The 11,881-nt window shown below is 33.6% G+C and carries 10 protein-coding genes and 1 riboswitch; of the genes, 9 read left to right on the plus strand and 1 reads right to left on the minus strand.

Annotated elements, in window-relative coordinates:
* The first annotated feature begins 51 nt into the window (after positions 1-51).
* The 5 genes from BX659_RS15650 (at position 52) to BX659_RS15670 (ending at position 6,342) form a co-directional block, all read left to right on the plus strand.
* Entirely contained in the window at positions 52-1,029 is a 978-nt protein-coding gene (locus tag BX659_RS15650) for a TRCF domain-containing protein (protein WP_106231943.1), read from the plus strand.
* 161 nt (positions 1,030-1,190) lie between these two features.
* Positions 1,191-1,745: a stage V sporulation protein T gene (gene spoVT / locus BX659_RS15655; RefSeq protein WP_097017874.1), complete on the plus strand. Its 555-nt coding sequence runs from the start codon at positions 1,191-1,193 to the stop codon at positions 1,743-1,745.
* A 368-nt stretch (positions 1,746-2,113) separates the two neighbouring features.
* The gene (locus BX659_RS15660; protein WP_097017875.1) at positions 2,114-3,718 is read left to right on the plus strand and encodes a putative polysaccharide biosynthesis protein; all 1,605 of its coding nucleotides are present in this window, start codon (positions 2,114-2,116) and stop codon (positions 3,716-3,718) included.
* 1 nt (position 3,719) lies between these two features.
* Positions 3,720-5,177 carry a nucleoside triphosphate pyrophosphohydrolase gene (mazG, locus tag BX659_RS15665; RefSeq protein ID WP_097017876.1) on the plus strand — a complete coding sequence of 486 codons (1,458 nt, stop codon included), beginning with the start codon at positions 3,720-3,722 and terminating at the stop codon, positions 5,175-5,177.
* A 1-nt stretch (position 5,178) separates the two neighbouring features.
* Positions 5,179-6,342 carry a D-alanyl-D-alanine carboxypeptidase family protein gene (locus BX659_RS15670; RefSeq protein ID WP_097017877.1) on the plus strand — a complete coding sequence of 388 codons (1,164 nt, stop codon included), beginning with the start codon at positions 5,179-5,181 and terminating at the stop codon, positions 6,340-6,342.
* 236 nt (positions 6,343-6,578) lie between these two features.
* Here the strand turns inward: BX659_RS15670 and BX659_RS15675 are convergent, their stop codons facing one another.
* Positions 6,579-7,760, minus strand: coding sequence for a cation:proton antiporter (locus tag BX659_RS15675; protein ID WP_097017878.1), 1,182 nt, complete (start codon positions 7,758-7,760; stop codon positions 6,579-6,581).
* Positions 7,761-7,856: 96 nt separating this feature from the next.
* Positions 7,857-7,936: riboswitch (Fluoride riboswitch) on the minus strand.
* A 108-nt stretch (positions 7,937-8,044) separates the two neighbouring features.
* On the opposite strand from BX659_RS15675, the gene BX659_RS15680 reads away from it, so the two are divergent.
* The 4 genes from BX659_RS15680 to BX659_RS15695 all read left to right on the plus strand — a co-directional run bounded on the left by BX659_RS15680 (position 8,045) and on the right by BX659_RS15695 (position 11,261).
* Positions 8,045-8,947, plus strand: coding sequence for a SpoIID/LytB domain-containing protein (locus tag BX659_RS15680; protein ID WP_253250727.1), 903 nt, complete (start codon positions 8,045-8,047; stop codon positions 8,945-8,947).
* Positions 8,948-9,051: 104 nt separating this feature from the next.
* Positions 9,052-9,159 carry a MetS family NSS transporter small subunit gene (locus BX659_RS15685; protein ID WP_106231945.1) on the plus strand — a complete coding sequence of 36 codons (108 nt, stop codon included), beginning with the start codon at positions 9,052-9,054 and terminating at the stop codon, positions 9,157-9,159.
* Positions 9,160-9,324: 165 nt separating this feature from the next.
* The gene (locus tag BX659_RS15690) at positions 9,325-9,744 is read left to right on the plus strand and encodes a PPC domain-containing DNA-binding protein (protein WP_097017880.1); all 420 of its coding nucleotides are present in this window, start codon (positions 9,325-9,327) and stop codon (positions 9,742-9,744) included.
* A gap of 362 nt (positions 9,745-10,106) precedes the next feature.
* Positions 10,107-11,261 carry a CdaR family transcriptional regulator gene (locus BX659_RS15695; protein WP_097017881.1) on the plus strand — a complete coding sequence of 385 codons (1,155 nt, stop codon included), beginning with the start codon at positions 10,107-10,109 and terminating at the stop codon, positions 11,259-11,261.
* Positions 11,262-11,881: the final 620 nt, after the last annotated feature.

Raw genomic sequence — 11,881 nt, forward strand, 5'->3', positions numbered from 1 at the left:
TATAAAATATAAACGATGTCCTGTAACAAAATAATCACTAGTGAATAAACGATGTCTTGGAATTTTTACCGTAAACGATGTTCTGGAACATATCACTTAGTTCCTGATGCTAGAGTAGCGATTGCCCATGGTCAGATGAGTGAGTTGAAGTTAGAAGAGCTAATGTTAGATTTTTTAGAAGGAAACTTTGATGTGCTGGTCTGCACAACGATTATTGAAACAGGTATGGATATATCAAATGTAAATACTATTATTATTAATGAAGCTGATAAGCTGGGATTATCACAGCTTTATCAACTGCGTGGTAGAGTTGGAAGGACTAATAGAATTGCCTATGCTTATTTATTATATAAGCCAGAAAAGATACTTTCTGAGATAGCAGAGAAGAGGTTGAAGGCAATTAAAGAGTTTACTAACTTAGGTTCAGGATTTAAGATTGCTATGAGAGATTTAGAGATTAGAGGAGCAGGAAATATATTAGGTCCTGAACAGCATGGGCATATTGAAGCGATTGGCTTCTCTTTGTATTGTAAGCTATTAGAAGAAGCGGTGAATAATTTAAAGAATGAAGGAATAGAAGAAGATGTAGAGGTATCCTTAGAGCTGAAGGTAGATGCTTATATACCTGATGAGTATATCAGTGATTCAAGACAGAAGATTGAAGTATATAAGAAGATAGATGCTATTTCAGATATGGAAGAGTATAGTCGATTAAAGAAAGAGTTGCAGGATAGATTTGGTGATTTGAAAAAAGAAGTAATAATTTTATTAGAATTGGCTAAAATTAAGATAAAGGGAAGGGAGATGTCCCTAGTACAGATCAAAGAAAAGGGTCAAGCTTTGGAGCTGCAGTTTAGCAAAAATCATTCTCTATCAGGAGAGAAGTTAGTGGCTATAAGTCAAGAGTTTGATGGACTAAAATTTGTGGCAAGTAATGAACCTAAAATAAAAATGTCAAATAGTAATTTAAGTGATCAAGATAAAGTTAACTTAATAATAGATATCTTAAATTTTTTGTCACCCCAATAAAATTTCCAGAATTATTCAAGTGATTTTTTACATTAGTTGGCATAATAAGAATAAAATTTTTAAAGTAATTATATACTAATAGTGAGTGATAAGGAAATAAAACTATTAGGAGGTGACAATTACTTAGTATTCCTGCTTTTAGGATGCTAAATAATTAAAAAATGAAAGCAACTGGAATAGTACGTCGTATAGATGATTTAGGTAGAGTTGTAATCCCCAAAGAGATTAGAAGAACAATGAGAATCAGAGAGGGAGAGCCTTTAGAAATATTTGTAGATCGTGATGGTGAAGTGATTTTAAAGAAGTACTCTCCAATTGGTGAGCTAGGAGAATTTGCTCAAGAATATGTTGATTCCTTATCAGAGGTAACAGGACATATGGCATGTGTTCTAGATAGAGATGCTATTGTTGCAGTAGCCGGTGGTAAGAAGAATAAGTTTATCGATAAGCCTGTTAGTTCAATTACAGAAGATGTAATGAACAGTGGAGAAATTAAGATTATCAATGAAAAAACAGAAGAGATTTTCTGTGAAGGAATTTATGGAGAAGAAGAGAGTACCTTTACAGCACAAGTGATAGTACCGATTATGATGGATGGTGATGCAATTGGTGCTGTTGTATTAGCTTCTAAAAAAGATAATGCAGAAATGGCTGACCTTGAAGTTAAGTTAGCCAGTACAGCAGCTGGTTTTTTAGCAAAACAGATGAAAAGTTAGTTTCTCGGTGGGCGTATAGCTCACCTTTTTTTATTTTAATAATGGTAAGTAGATAATAGAACTTATTTATATATTGGCGGAAAGGTTTATAGATAGTTATAATATGAGTATATTGCGATACTTTCGATATTAGGTTGGTAGGTAGTTGGATGGTTAGGGTTTTTCCTAACTATCTACCCCCAAACTATCTGACTACCAAAGTAAAAAGTGTCGTAATACCTCTCTTTTGTATCACTATTTCCATATTACGATTAGTAAATTGAGGTTTTGCTCTATAATAAAAGCCTAGGTAAAAGGGTAGCATAATTGGTGAAAATCTGTTATCATTAATATTTGAAAGGAATAGTATTCAAGGAAGGAAGATGTAGTTGAGTACAACAAAAAAGGACTCATTATTAAAAGGAACAGCTATTTTAGCTGCTGCTGGTTTTATTAGTAAATTTTTAGGATTTATCTATAGATCTTTTTTGGGAAGAGTTATTGGTGATCAAGGTTTTGGTCTTTATGAGAAGGCTTATCCTATCTATACTATGATCTTAACAATCTCTACAGTAGCTATTCCTATTGCTATTTCTAAGTTAATATCTGAGAAAAGAGCTGAAGGAAGGCATGATTTAGCTTATTACATATTTAAAGTAGCTTTAAGATTCAGTTTTATCTTTGGTTCTTTTGCAAGTATAATAGTTGCAATCTTTGCCAAACCTCTAGCTAAGTATTTATTGGGTGATATTAGAGTCTATTACTCTATTTTAGCAATAGCACCAGCTATATTTATCGTATCAATTATGGCAACCTATCGGGGATATTTTCAAGGTTGGCAACAGATGAAGCCTACAGCAATTTCGCAGGTTGTCGAACAGGTACTTAGAATGACAACTATGATCTTATTGGCTTATTTTCTTCTGCCTTATGGTGTAGAGTACGGTGCAGCTGGAGCAGCCTCTGGAGCTTTTTTTGGAGCTATTGCAGGTTTAATTATTATTTTAGTCATTTACTATAGATTTCAGAAAAAACATCAAGATAAGTTCGATGATTCTGCTGATCATCCTCCAGTCAAGGAAGTCTTAAATAAGATAGCTTCTCTAGCTATACCTGTAACTGTAGGTGCCTTAATTTTACCATTAATGAGACTAATCGATGCAATTATGATTACACCTAGGTTGGAAGTGGCAGGTTTTAGTCTACAAGAAGCTACGAGTTTATATGGTCAATTCAATGGGATGGCGATGACATTAGTTAGATTTCCTACAGTTATCGCTGCTTCTTTAGCGGTCAATTTAGTCCCTGCTATTTCAGAAGCTTATACTCTTGGTTCGGACAAGCTAGCTAAAAATAGAATTGCTAAAGCTTTTAAATTAAGCATATATATATCAATACCTGCTGCTATTGGTTTAATGACTTTGGCTGAACCATTATGTAGAGTTATTTTTGCAAATGAACAGGCAGCAATCTCTTTGCGTTATGTAGCTCTAGGGGTAGTCGCAGTCAGTTTACAACAGGTTAGTTCTAGTATGTTACAGGGCTTTGGTAAACCTAGATTGCCAGCTAGAAACCTCTTTTTTGGTGCTTTAGTCAATGTTATTTTAAATTATACACTAACAGCTATGCCTATTCTAGGAATTAGGGGAGCAGCTTTAGGTACAGTAGTTGGGTTCTCTGTTGCAGCAATTTTAAATATGGTAGCTGTATTTAAGATAGTAAAGCCAGATTTTGACTATAATATGCTCTTGATTAAGCCATTATTAGGTGGGGGAATGATGTTTTTAGTTATTTTATCAACTTATAATCTACTATCCTCTGTTTTGGAATTTGAAGTCTTTACTATTTTAGCAACAGTTATTATAGGAATGTTAGCTTATGGAATAGTACTAATATTGACCTCTGCTATAAAGAAGGAAGATTTAAGGATGATACCTAAAATTGGAGTTAGATTGGCAGATTTTTTAGATAAATTAGGATTAGTGAGGGGATAAAATGTTACAGATACTTGGTTTGGGAGCTGGTGGATTAAAACTATTGACCTTAGAGGCTTATCAGGCATTAAAGCAGGCTGATAAGGTTTACTTGCGAACTAAAAAACATCCAGCAGTAACAGACTTAGAGCGAGAGGGTATAGTTTTTGAGAGCTTTGATTATTTGTATGAAGACTGTGAAAGCTTTGATCAAGTTTATCAGACTATAGCTGAGAAAATCATAAATTTAGTAGATAGCGGAGATAATATCATTTATGGAGTGCCAGGACATCCTCTGGTAGCTGAAGATACAGTCCAAAAGATTATCAGCAATTTAGATGATAGTGATTATCAAATTATTGCAGGTCCTAGCTTTATAGATGCGATCTTTACTACTTTAGAAATTGATCCTATTACAGGTATTAAGATAATAGATGGGCTGAACTTTACAGCTAGGGATTTGGAGCCATCGATTGCCACTATTATCAGTCAGGTTTATAATCAAATGATAGCTTCTGAAGTTAAATTAACTTTGATGGAGATTTATCCAGATGATTTTATGGTAACAGTTATAAGAGGGGCAGGGCTTGTAGATCAGAGGATAGAAGAAGTACCTTTATACCAATTGGATCGTTTAGAGTGGATTGACCATCTAAGCTCTATCTATCTTCCAATAGATCAAGATAATAATCGAAGGTTTAACCGATTACTGGAGATTATGGAGATTCTAAGAAGACCTGATGGCTGTCCGTGGGACTTAGAGCAGGATCATTATTCTTTAAAGAAGCATTTAATCGAAGAAGCCTATGAAGTTGTAGAAAGGATTGAAGAAGATGATCTTTGGGGAATGGCCAATGAACTTGGAGATGTGTTGTTGCAGATAGTCTTTCATGCTCAAATAGCTAAACAAGAAGGAATTTTTACTATTTATGATGTAATTGAGGAGATAAATGAGAAGATGATTAGACGCCATCCCCATATCTTTGCTCAGGTTCAAGTGGAGGACTCTGATGAGGTAGTAGATAATTGGGAAGAGATTAAGCGTCAAGAGAAGGCTAGAAACGGTAAAGAAGAATTGGTTTCTATTTTAGATAGTGTTCCAATTCAATTGCCTGCTTTAATGCAAGCTCAAAAAATTCAATCTAAAGTAGGCAAAGTTGGCTTTGAATGGCCAGAGGTTGATGGAGCTTTAGACAAGGTAGAAGAAGAGATAGCTGAGCTTAAAGCAGAGATAAAGAAGAATAATTCTAAAGAGATTAAAGAGGAGTTAGGAGATTTATTATTCTCTTTGGTTAATATAGCAAAATTTTTAGGAATAGATGCTGAATTTAGTTTGCGACAGACAATCAATAAATTTAAGAGTAGGTTTAACTATATAGAAGAGAAGGTAGCTGAGCAAAATAAAGAATTAACGAATTTCTCTTTAGAAGAATTAGACAAATTCTGGGAGGAAGCTAAGGAGATTAGAAGGAGGAACTAAGATGTTGGAGATGCGAAGAAATATTAGTATCCTATTATTTTTACTATGTATATTCATACCAGCAACTGCTTATGGACAAGCAGGTAATTTTGATGTTAATGCTAAGTCTGCTATTTTGATGGAGGCAGAAAGTGGTCAAGTATTATTTGCTAAGAATGAACATTTGGAGTTACCGCCAGCTAGTATCACCAAAATTATGACTGCATTACTGGCGATGGAGGCGATTGACCATGGCGATGTGACTCTAGAAGATAAGGTTAAAGCCAGTGCTTTAGCAGAGTCTATGGGGGGGTCACAGATTTGGCTAGAAGCAGGCGAGAAGATGCCTTTAAAGGATTTATTAAAATCTATTTTGATTCCTTCTGCAAATGATTCAGCTGTTGCAGTAGCTGAACATATTGGGGGAACAGAACAGAATTTTGTAAGAATGATGAATCAGAAGGCTAAACAGCTAGGAATGAAAAATACATTATTTATTAATACAACTGGTTTGCCAGTAGAACATGGGGATCACCATAGTAGCGCTTATGATATAGCAGTTATGGGTAGAGAGTTGGTAAAACATGAGCAGATTTTTGATTGGACCAGTAAACGTTTGGCTTATATCAGAAATGGTAGCTATCCTATCTATACGACCAATGAGTTGTTAGGTCATTTTCCAGGTGCAGATGGTTTAAAGACTGGGTGGACTGAGGAAGCCGGATATTGTTTAGCAGGAACAGCTAAGCAAGGTGATTTGAGGCTGATTGCAGTGGTAATGGGAACTGATAGTCCTAGTGCTAGAGTAGATGAGACTGCTAAATTATTAAACTATGGGTTTAGAGCCTTTACTAAGGCTATTTTAATCAATTCTGGGATTGAAGTCTCTACAGTAGAGGTCAAGAAAGGAAAAGAATTAGAAGTTCCAGTTGAAACTGCTCAAAGTTTCTCAGCTATGATTGAACGAGGAACTAAAGAGTTGGTTGAGCAGGAAGTTGAGATTACTAAAGAGCTTGAAGCACCAGTTAAGAAGGGTGAGCAAGTTGGAAAGTTAATCTTTAAGAAGGATGATAGAGTTTTAGGAAAGGTTGATTTAGTAGTTGCTAAGGATGTTGAGAGGGCTGGATTCTTTACTTTGATTTGGCGATGGATAGTTGATTTTGTAATGGGGTTTTTTGAGAAGTAAAAATTAATTTTAAAATAGGGTAAGTTCTCAATTGAGAATTTACCCTATTTTCATATTTTAATTGAGTTTTAATGGGTATATTGCGACACTTTTTGAGTTTAAGTATAAGTCTAAGGATAGTTTAAGCAATGTTTTTATGATTTACTCAAACTTAATCTTAGCCTTATACTTAGTTGCAAAGTGTCGTAATATCTCTCTATTATACCAAATTCTATATTATTAAAAGATATTAATCATCAATTGCTCTGAGGTTGACTCAATAACTTGGGAGCAAAATAATCAATCCCAATAGCTCCAAGAGGTGCAGTTAAGATAATTGACATTACTGCTAAAGCTAAGATTAACTCTCCATTAGGCACTCCATTAGCTAAGGGGACAGCTCCGATAGCAGCCTGTACCGTTGCTTTGGGGATATAAGCAATTACACAAAAAACCCTCTCTTTGAAATTAAGGTAACTATTAGTTGTTGAAATTAACACACCTATACTTCTAGCAATCAATCCAAGGAATATCAATAAGATGCCTAGCCAGCCTGCATGCAAGGCTACTTGCACCTTAACAGCTGCTCCGATTAAGACAAATAAGAATATCTTAGCAGGAATCCATAATTTATTTAAAGCCAAAGATAAGTTAGTAGCCACCTCTTTGTTCTTCTCCAACAACCAATATCCAATAGTCATCAGTCCTAATAGACTGGCTACTCCTAAGTAATCTCCTAAAATTGTAGTAAAGATTGCTACAACCATTAAGATGATAGTTTGGTAGCTCAGGTTGAGTTTATTATACCTTCTAAAGAATTTTTCTAAAAGATAGCCAATAATTAATCCTAAGAGAACTCCTCCAATAATTTTAATAGGGATCTCTGTTAAGATGCTAAAGATTTGAACTTCACCACTTTTAAATAATCCTAAGAAGATACTGAAGATTGTGATAGCAAAGACATCATCAATAGAAGCTCCTGCTAAGACTAGAGTTGGTACCTCCTTATCCTTTCCTAGCTTCTTCTCTATTAACTGTAGCATTGATGGTACAATCACAGCTGGTGAGACAGCAGCAATGATAAAGGCCAACATTCCTGCAGACTGCCAATTTAGCTTAAAGATATGGGTAGCTATTAAGAAGATGGCAGCTCCTTCTAATAATCCAGGGATGAAACTAAGCTTAAAGGCGGTTTTACCAATCTTCTTTAAGGTCTCCTTACTGATTCCTAATCCTGCTCTAAGCAGAATAATAATCAAGGCTAATTCTCTAATCTCCTGAGAGATACCCATTAATTCTTGACTTAACAATCCATAGCCTGATGGTCCTAAGATGATTCCTGCCAATAACATTCCTAACAAACTAGGTAGATTTAATCTTTCAAAGATGAATCCTAAAATTAGTCCAACAATTAAAATTAAAGCAATACTCAATAACATTTTATTCCTCCTTAAATTAGTAATTAGTGATGAGTAGCATAATAATATCAGCCATTGTATAGAAATAAATGGAAAATAAAAATAGCTTCTACTCCCTAAGAAGTAGAAGCTATTAGCCTAAAAGACGGTTTTGATATATCTAGATTATCAAGGTGAGCCTCATCACCAATTTTATGTAATTTATGTTGCTATTATATTTACTTTTCTTAGCAAAGTCAAGGGCAGATTGAATAGAAGTGAAATTAAGATGAGATAATATCTTTATAAAGGGGAGGAATAAAATGATGATGAAATTATTAAAAAGGAGTATCATCTTGCTTGCTATAGTAATTTTAACAGGATGTGGTCAACAAGGAACTCAGGGAGAAGAGCCTACAATTCAAGTTAAGTTGGTTGATGGTCAGATAAATAAGATAAATATAGAAGAATATGTAGCAGGAGTAGTTGCAGGGGAGATGAAGAAGGGGTGGCTCAAAAATGCCTATGCAGCCCAAGCTATTATTGCTAGAACCTTTACCCTAAAACGTCTAGAGGAGAATGGAAATAATACAATCAGTGCTAGACATGAAGAGGCTCAAGCCTATCGACCAGAGAATATTAGCTCTGAAATTAGAGAGGCTGTTAAGATGACTAGAGGGGAAGTAGCTACTTATCAAGATAAATATATTCAGGGCTGGTTTCATTCAAGTGCAGGGGGGCAGACTACCAGTGCTAAAGTAGGACTGGCTTATAAAGAAGCAGAGCCACCTTATGTACAAAGTGTTGAATCTCCCGATGATGCAGCTCCTAGAGATATTCAAAATTGGCAAGTTAGTATTGGAAGAGAAGAGATAGCAGTGGCTTTAGAAAAAGCAGGAGAGAGAATGACACAGATAAAGGATATTAAAGTTCTCAAAAGGGACAGCACAGGGAGAATAATTCAAATAGCAGTTATACATGACCAAGGGAGTAAAGAGTTGCAGGGAGCAGAGTTTAGAACTTTAATCGGTCCTGATAAATTAAAGTCTACACTAATCAAATCTATTGAAAAATCTGGAGATAAGTTTATTTTTACCGGCAGTGGTTATGGGCATGGAGTGGGGATGAGCCAATGGGGAGCTTATAAGTTGGCCAAAGAAGGTAAGACACCTGAAGAGATAGTCAATTACTACTTTAAAGATGTTAAGATAGTAAAGAAATGGGACTGATTATTTTGATTATCTAAAAGAGGAATTAAAATATAGATTATCGAATAATTAATAAGGATTGATTCTTCTTTTGTACTATTACCTAAAAAAGGAGGAGAGCTACAATGACTGCTTCAGCAATTGGAATGCTTATCTTTGGTTCTGTAGTTCTTTATGGCGGATTAGGGTATTGTATTTATAGGTTCATCAAAGGAGAAAGAGAAAGAAGTTAATGATTAGTTTATATCAGTAATTGGATTAGTCCAGTTACTGATTTTTTATTATTTGGTGAAATATTTAATTAGCAATAAAATTAGAGGGAGAGATTAGAACTTATAGAAGAGTATACATAGATAATTAGTCAAAATATGAAAATTCTTTAACAAGGAGGTAGAGAGATGATTTATAAAGTATGTGAGAATACAGTGGTGTTACGCTTAGAAAAAGGTGAAGAGATTCTTAGTTCAATTAAGAAGGTCTGTGAAGCTGAAGATATTAAATTGGGAACTATTTCAGGCTTAGGAGCTGTTGACTATCTTTCTGTGGGGCTATATAAGACTAAGGAGAAGGAGTATATTTCTAATGTTTATCAGGGAGAGTTTGAAATTTCAAGTCTAATTGGAAATGTGACAACTAAAAATTCTAAAGTTTATCTACACATTCATGCTACCTTTTCAGATGTAAAGAATAAAGTTGTAGGAGGACACTTAAATAAAGCTATAGTCAGTGCAACTGCTGAGATATTTATTCTTAAGGTAAAGGGTACTGTTGAGCGAGAACTTGATGATACAATTGGATTAAATCTAATGAAATTTTAGGTTAAAAAGATCCAGAGTCAATAATATGGATTCTGCTTCTTTTTTAACAGATTAAGAATAGATTAATATACTGATCTCATAAGATATCTTAGCCAATAAGATTATAATAAGGTAAGGTGGTTAAAATGAGAGAGGATATTTTAGTTATTTTAGGTAGTTTATTAGCTACAGCAGGTATTGTTACAGTTTTAGCATTTATTTATTAACTAAGATAAAAGGGTTGTCCCAATTGGGGCGACCCTTTTATCTTAAGATCTTAGATTTATATAAAAAGAGGTTTCTTAAGTTTATAGATGAATATTGTAAAATAATAATAAAAAATAAAGTTGTTTTAGAATATATCTCTTTAAAGGAGGAGAAATATGAGATTAAATCGTTCTTTGGCACAAAAGATTGTAGAAAATACTGTACATGTATTGGGCAGGAATATCAATATTATGAATCATCAAGGGATAATCATAGGTAGTGGTGACTTAAATCGAATCGATACCTTTCATGAGATAGCATATGAGGTAATTAGAACTGAAGCTCCTTTTATTATTAAAAGAGAGGAGATTGATAAATTTAAAGGGGTGAAGGAAGGGATAAATCTACCAATAATATTTCATGATTCAATAATTGGGGTAGTAGGAATAACTGGAAGAATAGAAGAGGTCTCTGGTTATGGTCAGATCGTTAAAAACATGGTAGAGTTAATCCTAGAACAGGAATTTTTGCGCCAAGAGATAGAACTTAATAATAGAGCTTTGGAGAATTTTTATCAGCAGTTAATTACTAATAATATTCTAGATAGAGAGTCATTAAAGGATCGGATTAAATTATTTAAGATTAATCCTAACTTGGATAGAGTCGTGTTTTTGATCAGCTTTAAAAGTTTTGACAATCAATTGGTAACTAATGCAATTAATAAACTTAATAATCTCTCCTGTATAAATAATGAGGATATCTTCTTAATGTGGGGAGATAACCTTGTCTTAATTAAGGCTCTAAACTTCAAAGGTACCGAACTACAGAACAATCAAATTTTAAACTTGGCTAAGACTTTGGAATTTCAAATCAAGAAGTTCATTTCAGCTCCAATAATTGGTATTGGGCGAATTGTACATGACTTAAGTAAGCTTCATCTCTCCTATGAAGAGGCTAAATTCTCCTTAGAAATTGGCAACAAGGTCTATCGAGCCAAGGATAAAGAGAAGAGAATTTTTTATATTAATAACTTAGGTTGTGACTATATCCTACCTTTTATAGATTATTCTCATGCAGAGTATTATCTCCACAATCTATTTGATAGAGATATTGAGAAGGTATTCTCTGAAACCGATATAGGTGATATTATTGAATCTTTAGTTGATAATAATTTAAATATCAGCAAGGCAGCAGAAGAGCTGTATATCCATCGCAATACCCTGTTATATAGAATAAAGAAGATTGAAAAGGATACTGGACTGAATATTAAGAATTCAAAGGACTTATTTACCTTATTGTTGGCTTATCACCTTTATCTCTTTAATAAATAATGCTTTAGTGCAAGTTGCACAAAAAAGGCCTATTTATTTTTGTTTAATTGTGATATTTTAGACATTGTTTAGATGGAGAAACTATAGTAAACTTATATTAATAAGTGAAATTTAACACAATTTTATAATTATCTTAATATTCAATCAAGATATAATTTATCTAATTGCTTACTCTAATGTGCAGTTAGTACAATTAAATACAAGGCCATAATAATAACCAATAATAAGCTAATAAGAGCCTACTATTTAGACATTGAAGGAATCTATGTCTATTAGTGGCTCTTTATTTTTGAATAATCAATTAAATTATAACTATATTGTTGTATAATGTAAATTTTGAAATTGAGATAGATTAGCTATCTTTAATTTTGATAACAACTTAATTAAGTATAATCTGCAAAGAACTATAAGAACTTAATTAATATAAGATATATAAGCTTGATAGATTTAAGAGATTATAAAGCGGCCAATAATCCAAAATAGACACAAGTAGATATGGGAATATAAGAGGATTATTGGCTGTAAAGATTGGAGGGCTGATACTTTAAATTAAAGAGGTCCTATGGGGAAAGATAGTACTTTTATAACTATTAATTAAAATCATAAGGGAGGCTTATTAA

Origin of the sequence: Orenia metallireducens (genome assembly GCF_003001995.1) — a bacterium.
Lineage (GTDB): Bacteria > Bacillota > Halanaerobiia > Halobacteroidales > Halobacteroidaceae > Orenia > Orenia metallireducens_B.

Coding starts and splice junctions, on each gene's coding strand:
- BX659_RS15650 (WP_106231943.1), top strand. CDS start 52: ATGTCTTGGAATTTTTACCGTAAACGATGTTCTGGAACATATCACTTA.
- spoVT (WP_097017874.1), top strand. CDS start 1,191: ATGAAAGCAACTGGAATAGTACGTCGTATAGATGATTTAGGTAGAGTT.
- mazG (WP_097017876.1), top strand. CDS start 3,720: ATGTTACAGATACTTGGTTTGGGAGCTGGTGGATTAAAACTATTGACC.
- BX659_RS15670 (WP_097017877.1), top strand. CDS start 5,179: ATGTTGGAGATGCGAAGAAATATTAGTATCCTATTATTTTTACTATGT.
- BX659_RS15675 (WP_097017878.1), bottom strand. CDS start 7,760: ATGTTATTGAGTATTGCTTTAATTTTAATTGTTGGACTAATTTTAGGA.
- BX659_RS15680 (WP_253250727.1), top strand. CDS start 8,045: ATGATGAAATTATTAAAAAGGAGTATCATCTTGCTTGCTATAGTAATT.
- BX659_RS15685 (WP_106231945.1), top strand. CDS start 9,052: ATGACTGCTTCAGCAATTGGAATGCTTATCTTTGGTTCTGTAGTTCTT.
- BX659_RS15690 (WP_097017880.1), top strand. CDS start 9,325: ATGATTTATAAAGTATGTGAGAATACAGTGGTGTTACGCTTAGAAAAA.
- BX659_RS15695 (WP_097017881.1), top strand. CDS start 10,107: ATGAGATTAAATCGTTCTTTGGCACAAAAGATTGTAGAAAATACTGTA.